This window comes from Mucilaginibacter aureus (assembly GCF_053514885.1).
Map to the genome: position 1 here is coordinate 65,065 of NZ_CP170601.1, position 26,991 is coordinate 92,055.

Here is a 26,991-nt window from a genome sequence, read left to right on the forward strand (position 1 = left end):
GTTTTAATACCCAAAGCGTTATCTTTGCGCCATGGGTCACGATCACAGCCACGACCATCACGGTCATCACCACCACGATCACGCGCCAAAAATTGATCATATCAATACGGCATTTGTTATCGGCATCATATTAAACTCGGCCTTTGTTATTATCGAAGTGATAACCGGTATCATTACCCATTCGTTATCCTTATTAACCGATGCAGGCCATAACCTGAGCGATGTAGCAAGTTTGGCACTTGCCATGCTGGCATTTAAGCTCACCAAGGTAGCAGCAAACAAGCAATATACTTATGGGTATAAAAGCTCAACCATCATTGTATCGTTGCTTAACGCTTTTATACTGATAGTGGGCATTGGTTTTATTGTTTATGAAGCCATTACACGTTTTATTAACCCTGCGCCAGCTATTGCAGGCGATACCATGGCCTGGGTGGCCTTTGTTGGTATTGCTGTTAATGGTTTTACCGCATGGCTGTTTACCCGCGATAAAGACGGCAAAAAAGAACTGAACGCTAAAGGCGCCTATCTGCACATGATGGTTGACGCAATTGTATCGCTGGGTGTGGTTATATCTGGCTTGATCATTTACTTTACCCATTTGTATTGGATAGACAGCGTAGTGAGCCTGATCATCGCGATAGTTATTTTGAAAGGTACCTGGAGCCTATTGCAGGATAGCTTACGTTTGGCGCTGGATGGTGTGCCCAAAGAAATGGACCTGGCCAAAATAAAAGCCGAACTGCTGAAAGTTAAAGGCGTTACCGATGTGCACCACATGCATGTTTGGGCCCTGAGCACTACCGAAAATGCACTAACCGCTCACCTGGTGATCAACGAAGATTACATATCAACGTTTGATGCCATGAAGCACGACCTGCGCCACCGCCTGGAACACCTGGAAATTAACCACAGTACCTTTGAGCCTGAACTAAGCACAGATAAGTGCGCGCAGGTGGAGTGCTAATTCAAAAGTCAAAAACACCTTACTTCTTCAATTCCCTCCCATTGGGAGGGGTGCGTTGGGATGTGTAGAGGCAGGGAGGGGTTAAACTATGCATTCAACAAAGCACGATCGAATCCCTTCGGTAGTTTAATATCCGGCTCCTTTTTAACTATTGATAAAACTGTATCTCCCAATGTCCGGAGTACGTTTATCATATCATATTTAACTTCGGCTTCAGTAAAGCGAAGGAACTTTACGCCTAAACTCTCCAGTTTTAATTGGCGAGTTTCATCTTTTATTAATACTTCTTCACTGTTGTGTGATATCCCATCAATTTCGATAGCCAAAGTCAATTCTCTACAATAAAAATCGACTATATAATTATCAATGCATCTTTGACGATCAAAATCAAAACCCCAAAACTTATCTGATTTCAATTCATTCCAAAGCAGCACTTCACCGAAAGTCATCTCTTTACGGAGTTTGCGGGCGAGTACTTTTAATTGGGGATTGTAAGGAATAATCTTAGCCATATATTCTTTAGGAATCGCTTTGACCTGTATATTTTAGAAACCCCTCCCTCCGCCCTCCCAAGGGAGGGAATCGCTCTTGCCCCAGCTTTTTGGGCTTACAAAGGAATATTCCCGTGTTTTTTTCTTGGGTTATTCACCACCTTGTTTTCTAACATTTTAAAGGCCTGAATTAATTTAGTGCGGGTATCGGCGGGTTCGATCACTTCGTCGATAAAGCCACGCTCGGCGGCGCGGTATGGGTTGGCGAAGATATCGGCATATTGTTGCTCCATTTCTTTCCATTTAGCTTCCGGGTCGGGTGCGCTGGTAATCTCACGTTTAAAAATGATCTCGGCAGCGCCTTTGGCGCCCATTACCGCAATTTCGGCACTTGGCCAGGCATAGTTCATATCGGCACCAATGTGCTTCGAGTTCATTACATCGTAAGCACCACCGTAGGCCTTACGGGTGATCACGGTTACACGCGGCACGGTAGCCTCGCTAAAGGCGTAGAGTAGTTTAGCGCCGTTGGTGATGATGGCGTTCCACTCCTGGTCGGTACCTGGTAAAAACCCGGGCACATCCTCAAACACCAGCAACGGGATATTAAAGCAATCGCAAAAGCGGATAAACCTCGCCCCTTTTTTTGACGAGTTGATATCCAGCACACCGGCTAAAAATGCAGGCTGATTAGCAACGATGCCGATGCTGCGGCCCGCTAATCGCGCAAACCCAACTACGATATTCTCGGCGTAATCTTTATGTACTTCTAAAAAACTGCCCTCGTCTATCACCTCATCTATTACCTCGCGGATATCATACGGTTGCGATACATTTTCGGGCAGGATATCGTTCAGTTTTGCACGCTTTTCATCTCCGGCCTCATAAGGCAAAGCAGGTGCTTTTTCTTCACAGTTTTGAGGCATGTAGCTCAGCAATTTTTTGATATGCTGTATTGCAGCGATCTCGTTAGCGCAGGCAAAATGCGTTACGCCCGATTTGCTGGCATGCGTATGCGCACCGCCCAGTTCTTCGGACGTTACGATCTCATGCGTTACAGTTTTTACCACATTGGGGCCGGTAACAAACATGTATGAGGTGTGCTCAACCATCAAAATAAAATCGGTAATGGCAGGCGAATATACAGCACCACCCGCGCACGGGCCCATAATGGCAGATATTTGCGGAATGACACCGCTGGCCATGGTATTACGGTAAAATATATCGGCATAACCACCCAGGGATACTACACCTTCCTGGATGCGGGCACCTCCCGAATCGTTCAAACCAATAACAGGTGCGCCGTTTTTCATAGCCAGATCCATTATTTTACAGATCTTTTCGGCATGAGTTTCGGATAGCGAACCACCAAAAACGGTAAAATCCTGCGAGAACACATAAACCAGTTTGCCGTTGATAGTGCCATAACCGGTAACTACACCATCACCGGGATATTTTTCTTTTTCCATACCAAAATCGGTTGAGCGGTGCGAAACCAGCATCCCGATCTCCTGGAAAGAGCCTTCATCCAATAAAAAATGTAAACGCTCACGGGCAGTTAATTTGCCTTTTTTATGCTGACCAGCTATCCGCGCCTGGCCGCCGCCTAAATATGCCTGTTCTTGTTTTTGCCTTAAGGTATCCAGTTTTTTATCCACAGTAATGGTTTTATAATGGTTATGGGGTTAAAAATATGAATTAAATAATGAATGGTGAATAAGGAGTGGTGAATAGTTGGTAGTATAATGTTATTTTTGGATTACCATTTACCTATTAAAAACTATGCTGGCACAAGCGAAAGATAACCGCACACTCAAGGCCAACCTGCTGCTGGCATCATCAACCGCGCTGGTTGCCGGGGTGATCAACGTGGCGGGTGTAATTGCGTTTTTAGCCTTTACCACCAACATAACGGGACATGTTGCTTTACTGGCACGCAAGGTAAGCGCCAAGGATATTGAGGAAGTGATTACGGTGTTTATTTGGCTGCTGATGTTTTTTATAGGTGCATTTGTGTCGCACTTTTTGGTACGATCGTTTGAACGAAGGAGTTTATACCTGGCCCATGCCATGCCTATTATTGCCGAAATGGTGATCTTGCTTTTTGTAGCTATTTATGGTAATCACTTTTTTACCGGCAGCGATACTGAGCGCGACGTGATCATCGGCGCCATGTTATTCTCGATGGGTTTGCAAAACAGTTTAGTGTCGACCATATCGGGCGGGTTGATCAAATCATCACACTTAACCGGTTTATTTACCGATGTGGGCGCCGATATTGCCGAATGGTTGCACCCGCGTACAGGTAAAACGGAAATGGTAAAGAACAGGATCGTGGTAAGGTTAACCGTACTGCTGTTTTATTTTTTGGGTGCGGTAGCCGGAGGGTTCTTTTTCGAGGTTATCAATTTTAAACTCTTTTATTTTGTGCCGGTAGTATTGCTCGGTATATTGCTTTATGACCTATGGGATGTTGGTTTTAACAATTTAGGCAGTAACTTCGCGCCAGATACACAATCAAAATAACTTATCTTAACCCATCATACCATGTGCGCCACAAAAGATGAAAACTTCCCATCCGAACTTTCCCTTTACGAACAACTGTTAGCGGGCAACCGCACTTTTGTTAAAGAAACGCTTGAGCGTGATCCACAATATTTTGAAAATTTGGCGCGGGGCCAAAAGCCACCGGTTTTATGGATTGGCTGTGCCGATAGCCGCGTACCAGCCAACCAGATCACCCATACCAAACCGGGCGAGGTATTTGTGCACCGCAACATTGCCAACATGGTGGTACACTCGGATATGAACATGCTTTCGGTATTAGATTATGCGGTAAATATTTTAGAGGTACAACACGTGATAGTTTGCGGCCATTACGGCTGCGGCGGTGTAATAGCTGCTTTGGGTAACGACGAAAATGGCATTGTTGACAACTGGTTGCGCCATATTAAAGACGTATATCGCTTACACGCTGCTGAACTGGACGCTATTACCGATGAAAAGCAAAAAACCGACCGCCTGGTGGAGCTGAACGTAATTGAAAACGTGAACAACCTTACTGCCACATCCATAGTACAAAAAGCCTGGAAGAACGGCAAAAACCTGCAGGTGCATGGCTGGGTTTATACATTGAACACCGGCTTTATTAATGATTTGAAGGTGAGCTTCAGCAATAATAAAAATATTGACGAGGTGTTTAAGTTTAAGTAAGATCAATTAATAATATCCAGTAATTCTTTAATATGGATAATCAGATCTTCTAAGAAGCTTTCTTTAATCGACCAGATAATACTGTAATCTATACCGAAATAGTGGTGAACGATACGGTTTCGAAGCCCGCGTAGTTTATGCCAATCTATATGAATGTGTTCATCTTTAAACTCATCCGGCAAGCGGATGGCCGCTTCTCCTATTATCTCAAAGTTTCTTACAACTGCATCGATGGTTTTACTATCGGTAACAAAATCATCGTAACTTAAGTTATAAGTGTAGGCAATAATCTTTTCAGCACTTTCAAGAATATCTTCTAAAAGAAGTTTCGGCTGACGTTTAGACATAGATTATCTCGGGCTCAATTTGTTTAAAATACTTTAATTTTATTCCTGCTTTCGAAACCAGATCTACTTTGTGGTTTAACTCCTTTTCGAGTTCGTCGGCTAATGATATAAACTCGATACCGATTGGGCGATTAAAATCTATAATAATATCAATATCGCTATTGTTATTAAAATCATCTCGCACAACTGAGCCAAACAACCCAATAGAAGCTATAGGATATTTTTGTATCAGTAGCGGTTTAAACCGATTCAATATGTTTCTTACTTTATTCAGATCGAGCATAATAACAAATATATGAATTTCTGAAATGTGCATTAAATAAAAAGGCGATGGATACCATCGCCTTTTTATTTACAACTCCTTATCCAAAAACGGATAGCGGTAGCTTTTCGGTGGATCGAAAGTTTCTTTGATGGTGCGTGGCGATACCCAGCGCAACAGGTTGATCATGGAGCCGGCTTTATCATTGGTACCTGATCCGCGGGCACCACCAAAGGGTTGCTGCCCAACTACGGCTCCGGTTGGTTTATCATTTACATAAAAATTACCTGCAGCATTGCGTAAGGCATGTGTGGCTTTTGCAATGGCATACCTGTCCTGCGAAATGATACATCCGGTTAAGGCATAAATAGAGGTTTTATCGATGATGGTTAATATCTCGTCAAAATCCTTGTCATCATAAACATAAACTGTAAGCACCGGGCCAAACAGCTCTTCGCACATGGTTACGTAGTATGGGTCGGTGGTTAAAATGACGGTAGGATCAATAAACCAGCCTTTGCTTTTATCATAAGTTCCGCCGGCAATAATTTCGACTGATTTGTCTTTTTTGGCGTTATCGATGTATTTGGTGATCTTGTTAAACGAGCGCTCATCAATAACCGCATTTACAAAGTTTTCAAAATCTTCTGGCGGACCAACTTTGATAGTTGCCAGTTCGGCTAAAAACTTCTCTTTAAGCTGCGGCCATAACGACTTTGGCAAGTAAGCACGCGATGCGGCAGAGCATTTTTGCCCCTGGTATTCAAATGCACCACGAACAAGGGCTGCAGTCAACACATCGATATTGGCGCTGCTGTGAGCCAGCACAAAGTCTTTACCGCCGGTTTCGCCAACAATACGCGGATAAGTTTTAAACTTATGGATATTGGTACCGATGGTTTGCCAGATATTTTGGAAAACACCCGTCGAACCGGTAAAATGAATCCCTGCAAAATCGGGGTGACTGAAAATGATATCACCGGCCATCGGCCCATCTACATAGATGAGGTTAATTACGCCCGGGGGCACACCTGCTTCAAGGAAAGTTTCCATCAACACATTGGCGGCATAGATTTGGGTTGGCGCAGGTTTCCAAACCACTACGTTGCCCATCATGGCAGCCGAGGTTGGCAAGTTACCGGCAATGGCGGTAAAATTGAACGGTGTTATGGCAAACACAAAACCTTCGAGCGGACGATGCTCAACACGGTTCCAGATGCCTTTTGGCGAAACAGGGGGCTGCTGCGCGTAGATCTCGGTCATGTAAGCTACGTTAAAACGCAGAAAATCGACCATCTCGCAGGCGGCATCAATTTCGGCCTGGTAGGCGTTTTTCCCCTGGCCCAGCATGGTAGCCGCATTTATTTTGGCGCGGTACGGGCCCGATAATAACTCGGCAGCTTTTAAAAATATAGCGGCACGTTCTTCCCAAGGCAGGTTTTCCCAGTTGGCTTTTGCTGCTAAGGCAGCATCGATTGCGGCGTGCACATGGCTCGCGTCACCTTCGTGATAAGTGGCAAGCAGGTGCTGATGATCGTGCGGCGGACGGATCTCGGCCTTTTTGCCGGTACGCACCAGCTTATTGCCGATATACATCGGTATATCAATCACTTTTGAGCGGCCTTCGGCCAATGCGGCTTTAAGCGCAAAACGCTCTACACTGCGCGGGCCATAATTTAATACCGGCTCGTTTTGTGGTATTGGGGTGTTAAAAAATCCTTTGGTCATAATTAGTCAGTTAAACTATGCGGCAAAGATAAGGTTTTCGCCGATGTGCAAATATGCAGATACGTAAATGTGCAAATGTTATGACAATGTGCGGATTAGTAAATAAGCAGGTGTGCAAATGTACCAAACTACTTCACTAGTGTTTCTTCACCACTTTTAAATTATGTACCGAATTGGGAATGGTGTCGATCCGGGTTGTTTGATTATCTGGAGATACAGCCACAGTATCCCCCATGAGTGGTTTATTTACCGCGCTATGGCAAGATGTTAAACCCAAAAACAGCATGGCCGCCGATGCCCATTTAAACCATTTACCATATCGTGGCAGCACTTCTATCCTTTCAGCATCATAGATGCCGCACATTTTATAGTTGTTTTTAATTAGGCTGGCCATTACCTGCTCTTCGGTCATCCCTCTAAAATCGTAGACCATTTTTTTACAGCCATCGCAATACCAATCGCCGTTGCAGGGCTGCAGCTCATTTAGCTGTTTTGGGCATTTAAAGGATAGTTTGATGTTTTGTAAGGGTTCCATGTTATTGTATGTATTTACTCTTTAATACTGCAGCAATGGTTATGTAACCGCGTTTCTGAAATTATTTTTACCTGAATGCTACCGGCGACTCACCGGGTTAGCAAGCTGTTAAAAACACAAATTTTATTGTCGGGAAAAATTAACCGGCAAAGTATACTGCACGCTGTAAGGTTTACCATTTTGAATGCCTGGTTTCCATTTGGGCATTGCTTTAATAGCCTTTATAACCTGATCATTTGCTTCGTTATTGCTACCCCTTATTATTTTAATGTTCGTCAATGAGCCATCTTTCTCAACAGCAAATTGCACATACACCTTACCTGTAAATCCGTCGATATATTTAATGTGTGCTGCTAAATACTTATTCAGCGCGGCCTCGCCTCCGGGAAATTCGGGAAACGTCTCTATTGCTACTCCGAAGAAAACATCTTCAGGAAGTGGTTTTATAAGCGGTTGAGTTAATTTAACGGTATCCGGATCAGGGGTATTTATTGCGCCTACTAAGGGACGTTCGCTGGTGTCGGCTTTAGCAGAAAACGTATTCTGCGATTTATTTTTTATCTGTGCATATAACAGTTGCGATAACCCGGTTAGGCCTAAAAACAGCATAGCTGCCGAAGCCCACTTGAGCCAATTGTTTTGCTGTGGTAATACCTCTATCCTGCCAGCCTCAAACATGCCGCATACCTGATGATCGCTTTTCGCGAAAACATCCAATATCTGACCCTCGCTCATCCCTCTAAAATCATGTACGATCTTTTGGCAGCCATCGCAATACCAATCGCCGTTGCAGGGCTGCAGCTCGTTTAACTGTTTGGGACATTTAAAAGATAGTTTGATGTTTTGAAGTGGTTCCATCGGCGTACACATTTGGTTTTAAGCAAAAAATTGCGTATATTACAGAGATGCGGGAGGAACAGCAATTCCATAAAGGCAAGTATATTTAATGGAAGACGGATGAGGTAAGATGGAAAATGGATTGAAAAATTTCTTACAATTTCCCCCCTGTTTTGAAGAATTGAATGATTGATTTTTGAATGATTGAATGGGAATACCCTTCAGTCGCAGACTGGACTTTATCCGTAGGCTTCAGTTGCAAACTGAAGCCAGAAACTGTAGTTAAACTGAAGGCAGAGGCGTAAGATGGAAAACGGGTTGAAAAATTTCTTACAATTTCCCCCCTGTTTGAGAATCAGGAATCAAGATGCAAGAGTCAAGAAAAAACATTTTTAAAATACCCATATTTACCGATGTCCGATTACCTGTACGTCGGATTGCTTCATTCCCTGGAACAGGGTGGCGGAATTTGCACATTGTGAAAATACCGACAAATACCCACCTTTCCGCCTAGGATGTCTGTCATTAAAAAACGCAATAGTAAGCTTATAAAATATAGGTTATTTAACTGCTAATCGGTATATTTGCAACAATGAGGATCAAAAAGGTTATGGCACTGTTATTTATCGCGGCGTTTTTACTGGCGCGTGTGCAACCTGCTTTGCCCTCATTCAAAGCGCTTTCCAACGCTACGCACCAATTACTCAGCCACAATCTTCCTCTTTTCGTAGCCGATGATCATGCTCATTCAGACCAGGATACAGGCGATGATAAAAACGATGAAAAGGACAATGCTGAGAAAGAATTCAGTGAGAAAGAGTTCAGCAAATCATTTATTGACTATCATAAGCTGGCGCTTAACCACATGGCTGCCATTTATGAAAGTAATTCGGTAAGAGCGCTGTTTCACCATTACCGTCCGGGTAAGGGGCGCGATCATGTGAACGAGGTTTTCCGTCCGCCGCTCGTTTAAAAATATCGATTTTTTTTATTGATCATCATTTGGTGTTAAGCCATAATGATCATTCCGTGCTTTGATCTTTTTGATCAGGGCCTCTTAATTCACGCTTTTCCTTTTCGGGGAAAGGCAAATGCTTGATATTTTTTAAACAAACAACAAATGGAACTTTCATTCAAAAATACATTTAAACAGGACCTGTCATCAGGGCTTGTGGTCTTCCTGGTAGCATTGCCGCTGTGCCTGGGTATAGCTTTGGCAAGCGGCGCACCGCTTTTGGCGGGTATTATAACCGGCATAGTGGGCGGTATTGTGGTTGGCTTTATCAGCGGCTCGCAACTGGCCGTAAGCGGCCCGGCAGCGGGGTTAACAACCATTGTAGCTACAGCCATCATCAGTTTACATTCGTACGAAACCTTTTTGGTTGCGGTAGTTTTGGCAGGTGTTATACAAATTATTTTAGGTTTGATAAAAGCCGGTAAAATAGGCTTGTACTTTCCGTCGAACGTGATCAAAGGCATGCTTGCCGCGATAGGCATCATCCTGATACTAAAGCAAATCCCACACGCATTTGGTTACGATGCCGATACCGAGGGGGATTTCGCCTTTGCACAAGCTGATCACAGCAATACTTTCAGCGAGATCACCAATGTGTTATCACGCGTTAGCCCCGGGGCCATTATCATCTTTGTCATCTCCATGACCATCCTGATGCTTTGGGACACATTATCTAAAAAACTCAAAGCCATACCATCGGGCTTAGTGGTGGTTATAGTAGGTGTTTTAATTTCGATAGCACTGCAAAATGCCCCTGCCGGCTTTAATTTAAAAGGCAACAGCTTTGTACAGCTGCCCCTATTTTCAGGCTTATCCGATTTTGCCACTAATTTAAAATTCCCCGATTTTAGCAAAGCAATGAATATGGAGGTGCTTACTGTAGCTTTTACCATTGCTTTTGTAGCCAGTTTAGAAACGCTGCTGAGTATTGAGGCGGTTGACAAACTGGATCCGTTAAAACGCTCCACACCGCTTAACCGCGAACTGTTAGCGCAAGGTGTAGGCAACACCATTGCCGGTTTACTGGGCGGTTTACCTTTAACTGCAGTAATTGTTCGCGGAGCAACCAATGTTAGTTCGGGTGCAAAAACCAAAACGTCGACGATTTTTCATGGTATTTTATTGTTGGTAGCTGTTTTACTTATTCCCGGCGTAATGAACAAGATACCGCTGGCCAGTTTGGCAGCGATACTGATCATGGTGGGTTACAAGCTGGCCAAAGTGAAGTTATTTAAAGACATGTACAAAGCCGGCTGGAACCAGTTTACTCCGTTTATAGCCACAGTTGTTGCCATTATCCTCACCGACCTGCTTAAAGGCGTATTGATCGGCATGGCCGTAAGCATTGTATTTATCCTGGTTAACGCCACTAAAGATCTGATCTACTCAACACAAAAACTCACCAAAAGCGGCACCATGCAGCAACTGGTATTATCAGAGCAGGTTACCTTTTTAAACAAGGCACACCTTAACGAGTTTTTTAACAGCATTAAACCAGGCATGAGTGTTTGGGTTGATGCCAGCCAAACCCGCTATATTGAGCAGGATTGCCTGGAAATATTACAGGACTTTAAGAGCCGCGCCACGCTCGAAAACATCCCTTGCACCATAACCGGGTTGAAAGATCATTATTCGTTTTTGGAGGCAAAGGTTGAGGTGATGGATCAGCATGAGCACGGCCATAACGATCATCAGCATTATAGCGAGCTGTTTAGCAATAACCGCAAGTGGATAGCCGAAAAGCTGCACCTGGATGTTAACTACTTCGCCAAGCTGAACAAGGGGCAGTCGCCACCATACCTGATCATTGGTTGCTCTGATAGCCGTGCACCTATGGAGGTGATAACAGGTGCGCAACCCGGCGAAATATTCAGTCACCGCAATATTGCCAACCAGGTTATCCCGAGCGATATCAACCTGATGTCGGTGGTTCAATACGCTGTTGAGGCTTTAAAAGTAAGGCATATTGTAGTTTGCGGACACTATGGTTGCGGAGGCGTAAAAGCCGCTGTGGCAGGAGGCATGCACGGCAACCTTGACCAATGGCTAAGCCATATCCGTGATGTCGACCGCGCGCACAGCGACGAACTGAACGCTATTGCCGACAGCGAAATGAGGCACCGCCGGTTGGTAGAGCTGAATGTGGAGGAGCAGATATACCGGTTAAAAACAACCGCCATAGTGCAAAACGCTTTACAAAGTGGGCAAACGCTTAATTTTTATGGCTGGGTTTATGATCTGGCTGATGGCATGCTGCATGATCTGAAGATCAAAGAACCGGTAAAGCAGCCCAAGGTGATCACTGTTTAATTTTTTCAATTACTTAATAGTTTAAAACCGGCCGGGTGAGTAATTGCCCGGCCTATTAAAACCTATGTTTATTTTAAGATCATTATATCATCAATATTTAAAAACAGTTTTCGTTTGCACACTTGTTTGCCTGTTGGCGGTCATCGGTCATCGGGCGAAAGCACAAACCAACCCGCGCATAAACAGCGATAATTTTAACACCTGGATAGTATACAACGGCCAGCATTTGTTTACCGGTAAATTTGGCCTGCATGCCGAGGTACAGATCAGGCGAAATGATGGCGTGAGCAGCTGGCAGCAATTACTTTTAAGGCCAGGCATTTTTTACAAGATCAATAAAAATATACTGGCCACAGCCGGATATGCTTATGTTGAGACATACCCTTACGGGAATATCCCGATAGCGAAAACCGCCTTCCCCGAACACCGCATATGGCAGCAGCTGCAACTTAGCCAGCAAACCGGCGGCGTTGATATTACCAACAGGCTGCGCCTGGAGCAGCGCTTTTTTGGTGATGCCGCCGTAGGCACTTTTACTAATGTGCGTTTTGAGAACCGGGTGAGGTATATGCTGAAAGCTAATATCCCTTTAGGTAAAACTTCGCCGCTGTATGTACCCGTTTACGATGAAGTTTTTATTGCCTTTGGCAAAAATGTAAAGTTTAACACGTTTGATCAAAACCGTTTTGGACTGGGCCTGGGCTTAAACGCCGGCAGGTTTACCAGGATCGAAGTTGGCTATCTGTACCAATATGTGCAGCAACGCAACCTCACGGCCGATTTTAACCAGGTGGTGGAAAACAATCATACCATTGCGATTAACCTGTTTTCGTCGCTGCCATTTATTAAAGCGAAATAAAGATATGAGGTTTGATTAGTTTAAGTGAGTAAGCCCGGCCGCGATGGCCGGGTTTTACTTTTTGCCCGCGGTTGCTATGGTGCTGTTTTGTATCTTTACACCCTGTATGCTCAAATACCTGCGCTGGCTTTTACTGCCTTTTTCGTGGCTTTACGCATTGGTTATTATTATCCGTAACTGGTGTTATGATGCCGGCTTATTTAAAAGCCAGGGTTTTGATGTACCCGTTATTTCGGTTGGAAACCTGGATATTGGCGGCGCGGGCAAAAGCCCCATGACAGAATACCTGATACATTTGTTTAAAAGCGACTATAAGCTCGCAACCCTTAGTCGTGGCTACGGCCGTAAAACCAAAGGTTTCCTTACCGCAACTGCTACTGCAACTGCCGCTCAGATCGGTGACGAACCTTCTCAGTTCAAACACAAGTTTCGGGATATCACAGTTGCCGTTTGCGAAAAGCGGGTTATTGGTGTTGAAAACCTCAAAGCTGACCACGATCTGATCATTTTAGACGATGCTTACCAGCACCGCGCCGTTAAGCCGGGTTTCAGTATTTTATTGTTCGACTATAGCCGTGTATTTGAGCCTCACTTTTTATTGCCTGCGGGTAATTTACGTGAACCTTTCGGCGGACGGAAGCGTGCTGATGTGATCGTGGTGACTAAATGTCCGGTTCAATTATCAGGCATCCGGAAAGAGAAGATCAAAGCACGTATCAACCCTTTTGCAAATCAGCAATTGTTTTTCGCGGGGATCAATTATGGCGCTTTGCAGGACATGAGCGGCAATTCATCCGGCTTGACCATTGATACTAATACTACTGTGTTTTTACTAACGGGCATTGCCAACCCCCTGCCTTTAGTAAACGAACTTGAAAAGCGTTCAAAACAGGTCATTCATCATAATTATCCCGATCACCATCCATATACCTTAAAAAATATCACTAAACTTGCCGATGATTTTAAGGGCTGCGCGGCACAAAAAAAGCTGGTTATTACAACAGAAAAGGATGCGCAGCGTTTAGGTGAACAGGCGTTACAACATACAGTTAAACAACTCAATATTTTAGTACTGCCCATACAGATCGGGTTTTTAGATGGTGAAGGGCAACAATTTGATCAAACTATAAAAAACTATGTTAGAGAACATACAACGCACAACCAGCTACATTAAAAGCCGGATAGGAGATTTTGAGCCCGAAATAGGTATTATTTTAGGCACCGGTTTAGGCGGCCTGGTTAACGAGATACAGGTAGAAAAGCAGATGATGTACAGTAACATCCCTGATTTTCCGATATCGACCCTTGAATTCCACTCGGGTAAACTGATATTTGGCACACTGGCTGGGAAAAAGGTAGTGGCCATGCAGGGCCGGCTGCACTACTACGAAGGTTATAGCATGCAACAGATCACTTTCCCGGTAAGGGTAATGAAAATGCTGGGCGTTAAAACCTTATTTGTATCCAACGCCAGCGGAGCCTTGAATCCTGATTTTAAAAAGGGCGACCTGATGGTGATAGAAGATCATATTAACCTGCAACATCATAACCCATTGGTAGGTAATAATGAGAATGCTTTGGGGCCGCGTTTCCCGGACATGAGCGAGCCTTACAATAAAGCACTGATCGAAAAAGGCTTAAAAATTGCTGCCGATAATAATATTCCGTGCCATAAAGGTGTTTATGTATCGGTTACGGGGCCAAATTTGGAAACCAGGGCCGAGTACAGGTTTTTACGGATAATTGGCGGCGATGCCGTGGGTATGAGCACCGTGCCCGAAGTGATTGTAGCCAACCACATGAGCCTGCCGGTTTTTGCCATTTCGGTTTTAACAGATGAGGGCTTCCCGGATACGTTGAAACCGGTATCGGTTGAAGAGATACTGGCTGTTGCCACTGCCGCCGAACCAAAACTTACCCTAATACTAAAAGAACTGGTTAGCCAACTTTGATCACCAAAAAGCTCAAATATTTTTTAGTACTGCTGATCTGTCTATCGGCCGGTTTTGCCTACGCGCAGGAAGTTAAGCCTATCATTAACAATCGCTTACGCGATACGACTACTATACGCAAAGCATTGAGTGAAGACGACATGCTTGATACCATGCGTAAGCAGCAGGAGAAAAAAAAGGATACGGTAATTTTTACATCAAAATACATTAAGCTCACCAACGAACGGCTGCTTAATGACAGCACACAGGTATTTCCGCTTGATACCGGCTTAACCGATTTTGAAAACTACAGCGCGCTTTACCCGCCCCACAGCCCTAAAATAGGTCTGGGTAATTTAGGTCTGTCAGAACGCGACCTGCTGTTTGAACCCAGCCGAAGAATTGGCTTTGACGTGGGCATGCACACACTTGATGCTTATTTATTGCATCCGCAGGATATACAGTATTACCGTGCCCGAACACCTTTTACCAGCTTATACCTGGTAGCAGGTGGCCTAACGGAGCAGGTGTTTAAAGTAGTACATACCCAAAACCTCAAACCCAACTGGAATATTGGTGTAAACTTTAACCGCATAGGCTCATTTGGTGTATACGCCCACCAGCATGCCGATCACCTGGGTGCGGCAATTTTTAGCTGGTATGAATCGCATGATAAACGTTATAACATTTTAGGCAACCTGATATTTAACAATTTAAAGGCCCCCGAAAACGGATCGATAACCAACGATGCAGTTTTTACAGCAGAAACCAACGTATCGGCATTTGACCCAAGCACGGCTCCGGTAAGGTTAAACAACTCGCGCAATAACCTGCGCGATAACGGATTTTATTTAAAACAGTTTTATTACCTTGGCCGTATCGACAGTTCGACGGTGAGTACCGATAACGGCCAATCGAAGGTGCTACCTACGCAGCGTGTTGCCTACACTTTTTACTATAATGTGCGCAAATACAAGTTTTTGCAGGATGAGGCCGACGCTTACAAGATATTCCCTGACACTTACTTTGATCAAACCACCTCGCGCGATTCGTTATCGGTGCTACACCTGCAAAACGAGTTTTCGTACAGCTTTTATTTAAGAGGCAAAACACTAAGCTTTGTTAAAAACGAAGCCAAGGTTGACCTGGGTTTGGTACACGATTATTATAATTACGCGCAGTATGTGCGCGATACCCTGATCACAACCGGCCTGCCACAGCTGGACAGGGTGCAGAACAATGCTTTTCAGGATATTACCCTGAAGGCAAAGCTGAGCTATCGTTTTAGTGATAAACTGGGGCTTAACGCCGATTTTCAGCAGATAGCTGTTGGCCACGATTTTGGCGATTACCTGTACGATGCCAATATTAATTTATCGGCGGGTAAAACATTGGGCAAGATCATCATCGATGCTTATACCCAAAACAGTTCGCCCCCGCTGCTTTACACGCACTGGGTATCAAACCATTTTATCTGGACCAACAGCTTTAAGAATGTTAAAACCAGCAGCGCATCGTTTAACTACATTAACGATAAGTTTCAGTTTAACGTAAAAGCCGAATACTTCCTGATCAACAACTACCTGTACTTTGCTTCGGCTACCAATAATGGTATTGATGCCTACCCTACCCAGGTAGCAGCGCCAATTAACCTTTTAAAAATTACTGTTGGCAAAAACCTGCAGTTTGGCAGGTGGCATTTTGATAACTACGCGGTATACCAAAAAACCGATTATCAAAGCACCTTACGTACCCCCGAACTGTATACATACAGTAGCCTGTATTACAGCAAGCCCTTTTTTGATGTACTGAATACCAGTATTGGTATTAATGTGCGGTACAATACTCCTTATCTGGCGCCGTCTTATGCGGTGGGTATAGGCCAGTTTTATAACGGCCCGGCTATTACGTTTTCATCATACCCAACCGGTACGGTATACATAAAAGCTACGTTAAAACGTACCAACCTGTTTTTAATGTACGATTATTTTAACCAGGGATGGCTAAGCAACGGTTATTACACGGTAAACCGCTACCCTATGCCAAACGCCATCTTGAAGTATGGTGTGTTTTGGAATTTTTACGATTAGCCCCCCCAGCCCGCTAAAGGGGGAGCTTTTGAAAATCTAATTAACAATCTTGTTCCCCCTTTAGGGGGTTAGGGGGCTACGTTTTCTGCTTCTTTTTTTTCGCCGCCGGGAAAAGTACATTGTTCAGTATCAGCCGGTAACCGGGCGAGTTGGGGTGCAGGCTCAGGTCTGTTGGCGGGTCGCCTACCTGGTGCTGGTAATCTTCCGGGTCATGGCCACCGTAAAATGTCCATTGACCTTTGCCGTATTCGCCGTGAATATAGCGCGCCTCGTTAGCGGTTTTCATTTCGCCCATAATAGTTACACCTGGTTTGATCAGGCTTTCCTTAAAGGCAGTTGTCAATCCCATAAAACCTTTAATTACCTTATCGTGATCCTGCGTAAGCATGCTTGGTACCACATCCCATTTTGCCGAAAAATCAAACAGGGTAAAAAAGTCGTGCGGGCGGTCAACCTGGCGCGTGCGGGTTACATCGATATCGCTAAACTGGTGCGACATCGGGTTTTGATCGAGTACAAAATTCTGAAAAGCGAAGGTTTGGGTATAGTCCAGTTTTGATTGGGCAGACGGGTCGGCGGCATCACCATCAAACATGCTTTCGCAGATATCGGTATGCGATGCCGCAAGTGCAATATCAAACGTATCGGTACCACAACACATGGCAAACAAAAAGCCGCCACCCGCACAAAACTCACGGATATGCTGTGCTACTGCCAGCTTCATTTGCGATACCTTTTTAAAGCCCAGCTTTTTGGCCATCGCTTCCTGGGTTTCCACATCCTCGATATACCAGGGCGCCGAACGGAAAGGCTGATAAAATTTGCTGTATTGCCCGGTAAAATCTTCGTGATGCAGGTGCAGCCAATCGTATTTAGGCAGGTCGCCGCGTATCACTTCCTCATCGTAAATAACATCATATGGGATCTCGGCGTATTTTAAAACCAGGGTTACGGCATCGTCCCAGGGCAGTTTTGATTTTGGCGAGTATACAGCCATCCTTGGTGCCTTTTCCAGTTTTACCACATCCATGTTAACTGATGGGTCGGCAACTTCGGCAATAATGGCGTTTACTTTGGCATCGGGTAACACCTCGTAGCTCACCCCGCGTACCTTGCATTCGTTTTCGAGCTTTTGATCGTATTTCATCATAAAGCTGCCACCGCGATAGTTAAGCAGCCAGTCAACCTCTTCATTATTTTTCAACGTCCAGAAAGCAATGCCATACGATTTTAAGTGATCTTTTTGCTGATCATCCATCGGTATTAAAATGGACGACGCCTTACAAAAAAAGGTAACCAACAATATGGCGAGCGTTAAAAGATATCGGGGATGACACATATTTCAAAACTAACGAAAATTTGTGGATGCTATTATGATTACCGATTGAATCAAAACTTTTTACCTTCTTCTTTTAGCTTTCCGCTTTCGCGTCCTTTTACTAACTTTGCCGCTCAGAATTTTAAACAAAGAAATGAGTAAAGCGATAATTAAAACTGAAAAAGGCGACATGACCGTAGAGTTCTACGAAAACGACGCTCCAAAAGCTGTAGCCAACTTTAAAAAATTAGCTAAAGAAGGTTTTTACGATGGTGTAACTTTTCACCGTGTGATACCTAATTTTATGATACAAGGCGGGTGCCCTAACTCTAAAAACCCTGAAACCGCACACCGCGCAGGTACCGGTGGCCCGGGTTACACTATCGACTGCGAATTAACCGGCGAAAACCAATACCATGATCGTGGTGTGTTATCAATGGCACACGCTGGCCGTAACACTGGTGGTTCGCAATTTTTCATCTGCCACAGCCGTGCAAACACTGCTCACCTCGACAGGAACCATACGTGTTTTGGCAAGGTAATTGAGAATGTTGATATCGTTGATGCTATCCGTCAAGGCGATAAAATTACATCAATTGAAGTTTTAGAAGATTAATTTAGCGTAAATGAATTTACACGGAATAGTTTCGGTATCGGGCAAACCAGGTTTGTGGAAAGCCTTGGCTCAAAATAAAACAGGTTTTATTTTAGAAAGCCTTGATGCGCAAAAAACCAAGCTGATAGCCAACCTGTCGACAGCTAAACTGGCAGCTTTAGATGAGATAACCATTTTTAGCTACGATGAAGACATTTTATTGAAAGATGTTTTTGAACGCATGAAATCGGCAGCCAACATACCTGATGCGAAAGCCGATGGTAATAAACTGCGCCAGTTTTTCAGGGAAGTGGCACCGGACCATGATGAGGAGAAAGTATATGCCTCGGATATGAAAAAGATCATTTCGTGGTTCAATATCCTGAAAGAGTTGCCCTTGTTTAACGAAGAACCTGCTGCTCCGGAAGCCGAAACTGCTGCCGAAGCACCGGCTCAGCCAGCGCCGAAACCTAAAGCTGAAAAGGCCAAACCCACAACCGAAAAAGCTAAACCGGTAAGCAAAGGTAAAGCAAAACCTACGATAGTAGCCAAAAGAGGCGCTTAGGTATACATCATAAATCAGGCCCCGGATTGTATCCGGGGCTTTTTGATTTAATTGCCTTAAGTACATTTTCCATATCCCCTTTTCCATCCTACATTTACAATATGGTTCACATCGAACAAATAACACCCCAGCTTACCTGGCAATTGCGCCGCGATGTACTTTACCCGGGCAATTACCTGCACGAAATGGAAATGGATGAAGATTTGGATGGTTACCATTTCGGTGCCTTTACGGCCACCCAACTTATTGGTGTAGTATCGCTGTTCCCCAAAGGAGCAAGCTGGCAATTCCGCAAATTTGCTATCGACCCTGCGTTCCAGGGACAAGGTATCGGCAAACAGCTATTAGATCATATTACCGGTTTTGCTAAAACCGAGGGTGCAACTCATTTATGGTGCAATGCGCGGCTATCGGCAACCGGGTTTTATAAAAGGTCGGGCTTTACCCAAACCGGCGAAACATTTAGCAAAGGCGGTATCGACTACGAGATTATGGAGAAAACGTTATAAAAAAAACCGATTTGTACCACTCAAATACAAACCGGTCTCCCCTAACTAACTAAACTGAAACGTAAATAAAAAAATTTCTCTTGCCACAAATAAAGCCATCGCAGATAAAGTAAATGTTAAATCAATGATAAATTGGCACATAAAAACTATCCCGGTTTAGGAGCTTATAATTGGTTTGCTATATTTGCTTAGGGCTAACAAGCCGCTTATCAATATCATCACTATGGCTAAAAAAAAATCAGACGAAAAGAAACACGTTCCGGTAGTTAATAAAAAATCGCTTAAATTTTTCGAAGAATATATCAATAACCCATCGCCGACAGGCTTTGAATGGACAGGCCAAAAAATGTGGCTCGACTATTTAAAACCGTATATCGACGAAACCTATGTAGATAATTACGGCACCGCGGTAGGTATCATCAACCCCAAAGCAGACTATAAAGTAGTGATCGAGGCGCACGCCGATGAAATATCATGGTTTGTAAATTACATTACCAGCGATGGCTTGATCTATGTGATCCGTAACGGTGGTTCCGATCACCAGATAGCACCATCAAAACGCGTTAATATCCATACCGAAAAAGGTATTGTGAAGGCCGTATTTGGCTGGCCCGCTATCCACACCCGCAGCGGCGAAAAAGAAGAAGCGCCCACCATCAAAAACATCTTTTTAGATTGCGGCTGCACCACAAAAGACGAAGTAGAAAAGCTGGGCATCCACGTTGGCTGCGTAATTACTTACGAGGATGAGTTTATGGTGCTGAACGACCGTTACTATGTTGGTCGTGCCCTTGATAACCGTGCCGGTGGTTTTATGATTGCCGAAGTTGCCCGTTTATTAAAAGAAAATAAAAAGAAACTGCCTTTCGGCTTATACATTGTAAACGCCGTACAGGAAGAAATTGGCCTGCGTGGCGCCGAAATGATAGCTCACCATATTAAACCCAATGTGGCTATTGTAACCGATGTAACGCACGATACCTCGACCCCGATGATCAACAAGGTAACACAGGGCGACCTGGCCTGCGGCCGCGGCCCGGTAGTATCATACGCTCCGGCAGTACAAACCAACCTGAACAAGCTGTTGGTTAAGGTTGCCGAAAAAAATAAGATACCTTTCCAGCGCCAGGCATCATCCCGGTCAACCGGTACTGATACCGATGCTTTTGCTTATTCAAATGATGGTGTACCCTCAGCATTGATCTCATTACCGCTGCGCTACATGCACACCACGGTTGAGATGATCCATAAAGAAGATGTTGACAATGTGATCAGCCTGATCTACGAAACATTGCTGAACATTAAAGCCGGTCAGGATTTTAGGTACAACCGGTTGCCCGACGAAGATTAATAAAAAATTAACGGGCATAGCGGATAGGATAACCTGATTTTCTTAGGATAATTTGATTTAAATATTCAACTTTAGCCCCCGAAAACGCTTTAAAAAACACAAAATACAAGTACAATAGCATACATATGAAACCAACATTATTAATATTGGCCGCAGGTATGGCCAGCCGCTACGGAAGCATGAAACAAGTTGATGGCTTTGGGCCCAATGGCGAAACCATCATTGATTATTCCATTTATGATGCTATTAAAGCCGGCTTTGGTAAGGTGACCTTTATCATCCGCGAGGAATTTTTGGATAGTTTTAAAGCCATATTTGAGCCTAAATTAAAAGGCCGTGTTGAAACTGATTATGTTTTTCAAAACTACGATCTGAAACAATATGGTATTGATAAAACTGTTGAGCGCGCCAAGCCATGGGGTACTGCACATGCTGTTTTAGCTGCCCGCAACCAGGTACACGAGCCATTTTGTGTGATAAACGCTGATGACTTTTATGGTTACGATTCGTTTGAAAAAATGTACAAGTTTTTGACTACAGAAGTTAGCGATGACCAGTATTCGTTAGTGGGATACCAGATCGATAAGACTTTGTCTGACTATGGTTCAGTATCGCGTGGTGTGTGCAAGGTTGACGATAAAGGCAACATGGTTGAAATTAACGAGCGTACCGAAGTGTATTTTACCGAAGGTGGCAAAGTGGCTTACAAAGATGCTACCGGCGAGCACCCGCTGCCTAATGACACCCGCGTATCCATGAACTTCTGGGGCTTTAACCCGGCCGTTTTCAAACAAAGCGAACCGATGTTCAAAGCCTTTGTTGATGCCAATGAGAACAACCCTAAAGCCGAGTTTTTTATTCCATTGGTTGCTGATGAGCTGATCAAAAGCGGCGAGGCTGCTTTTAAAGTTATCCCAACCGCCTCAAAATGGTTTGGTGTAACTTATAAAGAAGATAAACCTATCGTACAAAAATCAATATCCGATCTGGTTGAAAACGGCACTTATCCGCCAAATCTGTGGTCGTAATAACAACTCGAAATAATATAGAGATCCCGCTCCGGCGGGATTTTTGATTTTATAAGGTTTGTATATATTTATACCAATGATCAAAAAAATTAGTGCATACATTACGTTAATGGCATTCGTTGCAGCTATCGTATATGCACGCTACCCCGAAAAGAAACTGCCGGTTGGTGTGGTTATCGACAGGATATTGGTCATCAAATCAAAAAGGCAGATGCTGGTTTATCATCAAAACAAGCTAATCAAAACTTACAAAATATCACTTGGCTTTTGCCCCATTGGTAAAAAGCAGGTGGATGGTGATGGTAAAACGCCCGAAGGGCTATATCGCATCAATGCTAAAAACCCCAATAGTGTTTGCCATAAAAATTTAGGGATATCATATCCCGATGCAAATGATATCGCAACAGCTAAAAAACTGGTTAGGCCTACAGGCGGTGATATCAAGATACATGGTTTAAAGAACGGGTATGGTTTTATCGGCAAATTCCATCGCTGGCGCGATTGGACAGATGGCTGCATTGGCCTTACCGATACCGAGATTGACGACCTGTATGCGCATACACCAATTGGCACACCTATCCAGATCAAACCTTAACGCAATTCATCTTCTTACAAACTAATCCTTCGCATTCACTGTTGTGGTTGTATGCAAACACAACTTTTGAGCAAGGTACAAAGCCTGGGCGAGCAGACCGGTAAATTGGTTATCACCACCGCCGAAGCCGAAGCACGCATTTGGGTATACAGCCCAACTATTATTCGTGTCAATATCTCCAAACAATTCTCAACCGCCGACAGTTCCTTCGCGGTTATACAAAAACCGTCGAAGAGATTAAGCTGGAGCGAGAATAAAACCAGTATTGAAGTCAGCACCGATAACCTCAAACTCATCATCACCAAGTCGCCGTTAAGATTCAATTTTTATACAGCAGGCGGGCAGCCGCTCAGCGAGGACGACAACCGCTTTGGCACCACCTGGCAGGGCGAAAAGGTGATCACCTATCGTAAGCTTTACGCTGATGAAAAGTTTATCGGCCTGGGCGAAAAAACAGGTAATTTGAACCGCCGCGGTTCATCCTATGTCAACTGGAACACTGATGCCTCTGAACACGATATCAAAACCGACCCACTCTATAAAACATTTCCGTTCTTCATTGGCATCCATAGCGGAGCTACCTATGGCCTGTTCATGGATAACACCCACAAAAGCTATTTCGACTTTGGCGCCACAACCGATGAGCAAATGAGCTGGTTTGGTGCAGATGGCGGCGATATGAACTACTACTTTTTCGGCGCGCAAACCGTTGCAGGTATACTGCGAGACTTTACCTGGCTTACCGGACGAATGGAAATGCCGCCGCTATGGAGCCTGGGTTACCAGCAATGCCGATGGAGCTATATGTCGGCCAACGAAGTGGTGAAAGTGGCACATACCTTCCGCAAAAAGCAAATCCCTGCCGATGTCATATACTGTGATATCGACTACATGGATAAATACAAAATATTTACCTGGGACCCTGAAACCTTTGCCGACCCTAAAGCCATGATGGACGAGCTGAAGCAGATGGATTTCAAGCTGGTCACTATTGTGGACCCGGGCATTAAGGTTGAAGAAGGCTACAAAGAGTACGACGAAGGCGTTGCCAACAAATACTTTGCCACCTACCCTAATGGCGAAAACTATGTAGCCAATGTTTGGCCGGGGCGTTGCCATTTCCCCGACTTTTACCGCTCAGATGTGCGCGAGTGGTGGGGCAAAGCTTTCAGCGCCCTTACCGAACCCGGTGTTGATGGCTTTTGGAATGATATGAACGAACCCGCAGCCTGGGGGCAGAATATACCCGATATTGTTCAGTTCGGTAAATATACCATACCCGAAGTACGGAATGCCTACGGTTTGGAAATGGCCAGAGCCACTTATGATGGCACCAGAAAGCTATTGAACAATAAGCGCCCCTTTGTATTGACCCGTGCGGCGTATCCCGGTGTGCAGCGTTACTCGGCGGTTTGGACGGGTGATAACTCCGCTTACGACGCGCACATGTTGATGGGGGCGCGTTTGGTAAACAGCATCGGTTTGACCGGAGTTGCCTTTACAGGAGTTGACATCGGCGGCTTTACCGGCAACCCAACGCCCGAACTAATGGTGCGCTGGAACTCATTAGGCGTGTATACGCCCATGTTTCGCAACCATGCCTGTATCGGTACCATTTACCGCGAACCCTGGCGCTGGGGCAAAAAAAACGAGGCGATCATCAAAAAGGATATCGAGCATCGTTATTGCCTGCTTCCTTATATCTATTCGAGCTTTTACCAGTCGCATCAAACCGGTTTACCGGTTTGCCGTACTTTGGCTATTGATTATACACACGATGACCATGTGTACGACGGCAGGTTTCAAAATCAGTTTCTGTTTGGCGATAGCATTTTGGTAGCGCCGGTTGTAAGTACTGAGCATCACACCAAAGTATACCTGCCGCAAGGCGAATGGTACCGCCTAAGCACTTACGAAAAATTAAAGGGCGGCAAAGCACATAAAGCTGATGCGCCGTTGACCGATTTGCCCGTGTTTGTAAAAGCCGGGGCCATTATTCCGATGCAAGGTATTGTACAAAGCACCACTGATCATGGCGATGGCATTCTGAAACTACATATCTGGTATGGTAAACAACCTAACAGCTTTACCTATTACGAAGACGATGGTACAACTTACAACTATCAAAAAGGCACTTACTATAAGCGTGATATCAGCTTTGAGCCGGTTAAGAATCACATTACCCTAAGCCCGGTTGAAGGTAAATTTGAGTCGCGCTTTACGCAGATCCGGCTCATTTTACATGGTTTTAGTGATAAGCTCAAAACTATCCGGGTAAATGGCGAAAGTATCAAGCTGCAGCATAAAAAACATGGTATTAGTGTTATAATACCCAATAACCGGATGGAAATGGTTATAGCTTATTAGAAAACCGCGTTAGGGATAGCAGCGGATACCGGCCCTGTGGCTAAGGCCCTGTGCAGTATGAGCGGAAAGCCCGGCCGCAGGCAACGCCCGGAATTAAACAAAAAAGCCCGCTCAAAATTCAAGCGGGCTTTATGTTTATCCTGTTCCCCCTTCAGGGGGCTAGGGGGTATTACTTCACTTCTTCAAAGTCAACATCGGTAACTGCGTCGCCGGTTGCGCCTTGCTGAGCACCTTCGGCATGTTCCGCACCTGGTTGTGGCTGGCCACCTTCGGCTGATGCTTTGTACATGTCTTCAGATGCTGCCTGCCATGAAGCTTCCAGTTCAGCCTGGGCAACTTCAATGTCAGCTAAGTTCTTGGCAGAATAAGCTGCTTTCAGTTTTTCCAAACCGCTTTCAATCGGTGCTTTTTTGTCAGCAGGGATCTTATCGCCATACTCTTTCAGTTGTTTCTCTGTCGAGAAGATCAGCGCATCGGCACCGTTCAGTTTTTCAACTTCTTCTTTTGCCTTTTTGTCAGCGTCAGCGTTAGCTTCAGCTTCATCTTTCATGCGTTTGATCTCAGCGTCGGTTAAGCCCGAAGAAGCTTCGATACGGATCTTTTGCTCTTTACCTGTAGCTTTATCTTTAGCGGCAACGTGTAATATACCGTTGGCGTCAATATCAAAAGTTACTTCAATTTGCGGTACGCCGCGCGGTGCCGGTGGTATACCATCTAAGTGGAAACGGCCAATTGTACGGTTTTGAGCGGCCATTGGGCGCTCGCCTTGCAAAATGTGGATCTCTACCGATGGCTGGCTGTCAGACGCGGTTGAGAATGTCTCTGATTTTTTAGATGGGATAGTTGTGTTAGCTTCGATCAGTTTGGTCATTACACCCCCCATAGTTTCGATACCCAACGAAAGCGGGGTAACATCTAACAGCAACACATCTTTTACTTCGCCGGTTAACACACCGCCTTGTATTGCAGCACCAATGGCTACAACCTCGTCAGGGTTAACACCTTTTGACGGTGATTTACCAAAGAATTTCTCTACGGCTTCCTGTATCGCAGGGATACGGGTTGAACCACCTACCAAAATGATCTCGTCGATATCACCTACCGATAAACCTGCATTTTTCAATGCTGTTTTGCAAGGCTCAATAGTACGTTTGATCAGGCTATCAGCCAGTTGCTCAAATTTAGCACGGGTTAAAGTTTTAACCAAGTGCTTTGGCATACCGTCAACAGCGGTAATATAGGGTAAGTTGATCTCGGTTTGAGCCGAGCTTGATAATTCAACTTTAGCTTTTTCAGCCGATTCTTTTAAACGCTGCAGAGCCATCGGATCGCGGCGCAGATCAAAACCTTCGTCAGATTTAAACTCGTCGGCCATCCAGTCGATGATCACCTGGTCAAAGTCGTCACCACCAAGGTGTGTATCACCGTCGGTTGATTTTACTTCGAACACGCCATCACCTAATTCTAAAACAGAAACGTCGTGTGTACCGCCACCGCAGTCAAACACAACAATTTTCATGTCTTTGTGAGCTTTATCCAAACCGTAAGCCAAAGCTGCGGCGGTAGGCTCGTTGATAATACGGCGAACTTTTAAACCTGCAATTTCACCGGCTTCTTTAGTAGCCTGGCGTTGTGCATCGTTAAAATAAGCCGGTACGGTAATAACCGCTTCAGTAACTTCAGTTCCCAAAAAGTCTTCGGCAGTTTTCTTCATTTTTTGAAGGATCATCGCCGAGATCTCTTGCGGAGTATATTTGCGGTCGTCAATTTCAACACGTGGGGTGTTGTTATCGCCCTTTACTACTTTGTAAGGTACACGGCCGGCTTCTTTAGTAACCTCGTTAAACTGGTTACCCATAAAACGCTTGATAGAAGAGATAGTTTTTGTTGGGTTGGTAATGGCCTGACGTTTGGCAGGATCACCAACTTTACGTTCGCCGTTGTCAACAAATGCAACTACCGAAGGCGTTGTACGTTTCCCCTCACTGTTAGCAATAACTACAGGCTCGTTACCTTCCATTACCGCTACGCAGGAGTTTGTTGTTCCTAAGTCGATTCCAATGATTTTAGACATATGA

The 26,991-nt window shown here is 44.6% G+C and carries 25 protein-coding genes; 16 read left to right on the forward strand and 9 right to left on the reverse strand.

The annotated features are described in order from the left end of the window. The first annotated feature begins 31 nt into the window (after positions 1-31). Positions 32-967, forward strand: a complete 936-nt coding sequence (locus ACFGVR_RS00220) for a cation diffusion facilitator family transporter (RefSeq protein ID WP_448700275.1) — start codon at positions 32-34, stop codon at positions 965-967. An 86-nt stretch (positions 968-1,053) separates the two neighbouring features. Here the strand turns inward: ACFGVR_RS00220 and ACFGVR_RS00225 are convergent, their stop codons facing one another. Together ACFGVR_RS00225 and ACFGVR_RS00230 are read right to left on the reverse strand one after the other, a co-directional pair. Further along, positions 1,054-1,479, reverse strand: coding sequence for an endonuclease domain-containing protein (locus ACFGVR_RS00225; RefSeq protein ID WP_448700276.1), 426 nt, complete (start codon positions 1,477-1,479; stop codon positions 1,054-1,056). A 95-nt stretch (positions 1,480-1,574) separates the two neighbouring features. Then, positions 1,575-3,116 carry an acyl-CoA carboxylase subunit beta gene (locus ACFGVR_RS00230; protein WP_448700277.1) on the reverse strand — a complete coding sequence of 514 codons (1,542 nt, stop codon included), beginning with the start codon at positions 3,114-3,116 and terminating at the stop codon, positions 1,575-1,577. A 124-nt stretch (positions 3,117-3,240) separates the two neighbouring features. On the opposite strand from ACFGVR_RS00230, the gene ACFGVR_RS00235 reads away from it, so the two are divergent. Together ACFGVR_RS00235 and can are read left to right on the forward strand one after the other, a co-directional pair. Beyond that, positions 3,241-3,984, forward strand: coding sequence for a YoaK family protein (locus ACFGVR_RS00235; protein ID WP_448700278.1), 744 nt, complete (start codon positions 3,241-3,243; stop codon positions 3,982-3,984). A 21-nt stretch (positions 3,985-4,005) separates the two neighbouring features. Beyond that, on the forward strand, positions 4,006-4,671 hold the full coding sequence (gene can / locus ACFGVR_RS00240; RefSeq protein WP_448700279.1) for a carbonate dehydratase: 666 nt from the start codon (positions 4,006-4,008) through the stop codon (positions 4,669-4,671). A gap of 2 nt (positions 4,672-4,673) precedes the next feature. On the opposite strand, the gene ACFGVR_RS00245 is transcribed toward can, so the two are convergent. The 5 genes from ACFGVR_RS00245 to ACFGVR_RS00265 form a co-directional block, all read right to left on the reverse strand. After that, complete coding sequence (locus ACFGVR_RS00245) at positions 4,674-5,018, reverse strand: HepT-like ribonuclease domain-containing protein (RefSeq protein WP_448700280.1); 345 nt, start codon at positions 5,016-5,018, stop codon at positions 4,674-4,676. After that, positions 5,011-5,334, reverse strand: coding sequence for a nucleotidyltransferase family protein (locus tag ACFGVR_RS00250; RefSeq protein WP_448700281.1), 324 nt, complete (start codon positions 5,332-5,334; stop codon positions 5,011-5,013). Before ACFGVR_RS00250 ends, ACFGVR_RS00245 begins: the two co-directional genes overlap by 8 nt. Positions 5,335-5,370: 36 nt before the next feature. After that, positions 5,371-7,008, reverse strand: coding sequence for an L-glutamate gamma-semialdehyde dehydrogenase (gene pruA, locus ACFGVR_RS00255; RefSeq protein WP_448700282.1), 1,638 nt, complete (start codon positions 7,006-7,008; stop codon positions 5,371-5,373). A gap of 136 nt (positions 7,009-7,144) precedes the next feature. Beyond that, entirely contained in the window at positions 7,145-7,543 is a 399-nt protein-coding gene (locus ACFGVR_RS00260; protein WP_448700283.1) for a hypothetical protein, read from the reverse strand. A 123-nt stretch (positions 7,544-7,666) separates the two neighbouring features. Further along, entirely contained in the window at positions 7,667-8,401 is a 735-nt protein-coding gene (locus ACFGVR_RS00265; RefSeq protein ID WP_448700284.1) for an energy transducer TonB, read from the reverse strand. A 589-nt stretch (positions 8,402-8,990) separates the two neighbouring features. On the opposite strand from ACFGVR_RS00265, the gene ACFGVR_RS00270 reads away from it, so the two are divergent. The 6 genes from ACFGVR_RS00270 (at position 8,991) to ACFGVR_RS00295 (ending at position 16,585) form a co-directional block, all read left to right on the forward strand. Next, the gene (locus ACFGVR_RS00270; RefSeq protein ID WP_448700285.1) at positions 8,991-9,353 is read left to right on the forward strand and encodes a hypothetical protein; all 363 of its coding nucleotides are present in this window, start codon (positions 8,991-8,993) and stop codon (positions 9,351-9,353) included. Between the two features lie 147 nt (positions 9,354-9,500). Next, positions 9,501-11,705: a SulP family inorganic anion transporter gene (locus ACFGVR_RS00275; RefSeq protein WP_448700287.1), complete on the forward strand. Its 2,205-nt coding sequence runs from the start codon at positions 9,501-9,503 to the stop codon at positions 11,703-11,705. 64 nt (positions 11,706-11,769) lie between these two features. Next, positions 11,770-12,564 (forward strand): DUF2490 domain-containing protein, encoded by a 795-nt coding sequence (locus ACFGVR_RS00280; RefSeq protein ID WP_448700289.1) that lies wholly within the window; start codon positions 11,770-11,772, stop codon positions 12,562-12,564. 43 nt (positions 12,565-12,607) lie between these two features. Beyond that, the gene (gene lpxK / locus ACFGVR_RS00285) at positions 12,608-13,738 is read left to right on the forward strand and encodes a tetraacyldisaccharide 4'-kinase (protein ID WP_448700291.1); all 1,131 of its coding nucleotides are present in this window, start codon (positions 12,608-12,610) and stop codon (positions 13,736-13,738) included. Continuing rightward, entirely contained in the window at positions 13,701-14,516 is an 816-nt protein-coding gene (locus ACFGVR_RS00290) for a purine-nucleoside phosphorylase (protein WP_448700293.1), read from the forward strand. The genes lpxK and ACFGVR_RS00290 overlap by 38 nt, the downstream gene beginning before the upstream one ends. Then, a complete protein-coding gene (locus ACFGVR_RS00295; protein ID WP_448700294.1) occupies positions 14,513-16,585 on the forward strand; it encodes a putative porin in 2,073 nt (690 codons plus the stop codon). Before ACFGVR_RS00290 ends, ACFGVR_RS00295 begins: the two co-directional genes overlap by 4 nt. A 76-nt stretch (positions 16,586-16,661) precedes the next feature. Here the strand turns inward: ACFGVR_RS00295 and ACFGVR_RS00300 are convergent, their stop codons facing one another. Then, positions 16,662-17,843, reverse strand: a complete 1,182-nt coding sequence (locus ACFGVR_RS00300; RefSeq protein ID WP_448700296.1) for an asparagine synthetase B — start codon at positions 17,841-17,843, stop codon at positions 16,662-16,664. 214 nt (positions 17,844-18,057) lie between these two features. On the opposite strand from ACFGVR_RS00300, the gene ACFGVR_RS00305 reads away from it, so the two are divergent. The 7 genes from ACFGVR_RS00305 to ACFGVR_RS00335 all read left to right on the forward strand — a co-directional run bounded on the left by ACFGVR_RS00305 (position 18,058) and on the right by ACFGVR_RS00335 (position 24,913). Further along, positions 18,058-18,519: a peptidylprolyl isomerase gene (locus ACFGVR_RS00305; protein WP_448700297.1), complete on the forward strand. Its 462-nt coding sequence runs from the start codon at positions 18,058-18,060 to the stop codon at positions 18,517-18,519. Positions 18,520-18,529: 10 nt separating this feature from the next. Beyond that, positions 18,530-19,063 carry a DUF5606 family protein gene (locus tag ACFGVR_RS00310; RefSeq protein WP_448700298.1) on the forward strand — a complete coding sequence of 178 codons (534 nt, stop codon included), beginning with the start codon at positions 18,530-18,532 and terminating at the stop codon, positions 19,061-19,063. A gap of 101 nt (positions 19,064-19,164) precedes the next feature. Then, a complete protein-coding gene (locus ACFGVR_RS00315; protein ID WP_448700300.1) occupies positions 19,165-19,572 on the forward strand; it encodes a GNAT family N-acetyltransferase in 408 nt (135 codons plus the stop codon). 223 nt (positions 19,573-19,795) lie between these two features. Then, positions 19,796-20,923, forward strand: coding sequence for a M42 family metallopeptidase (locus ACFGVR_RS00320; protein ID WP_448700301.1), 1,128 nt, complete (start codon positions 19,796-19,798; stop codon positions 20,921-20,923). Between the two features lie 125 nt (positions 20,924-21,048). Further along, a complete protein-coding gene (locus tag ACFGVR_RS00325; protein WP_448700303.1) occupies positions 21,049-21,951 on the forward strand; it encodes a nucleotidyltransferase family protein in 903 nt (300 codons plus the stop codon). A gap of 76 nt (positions 21,952-22,027) precedes the next feature. After that, positions 22,028-22,546 (forward strand): L,D-transpeptidase family protein, encoded by a 519-nt coding sequence (locus tag ACFGVR_RS00330; protein ID WP_448700304.1) that lies wholly within the window; start codon positions 22,028-22,030, stop codon positions 22,544-22,546. A gap of 51 nt (positions 22,547-22,597) precedes the next feature. Continuing rightward, positions 22,598-24,913 carry a glycoside hydrolase family 31 protein gene (locus ACFGVR_RS00335; RefSeq protein WP_448700306.1) on the forward strand — a complete coding sequence of 772 codons (2,316 nt, stop codon included), beginning with the start codon at positions 22,598-22,600 and terminating at the stop codon, positions 24,911-24,913. Between the two features lie 169 nt (positions 24,914-25,082). Here ACFGVR_RS00335 and dnaK read toward each other — a convergent pair whose 3' ends face one another. After that, positions 25,083-26,987: a molecular chaperone DnaK gene (gene dnaK / locus ACFGVR_RS00340; protein WP_448700308.1), complete on the reverse strand. Its 1,905-nt coding sequence runs from the start codon at positions 26,985-26,987 to the stop codon at positions 25,083-25,085. Positions 26,988-26,991: the final 4 nt, after the last annotated feature.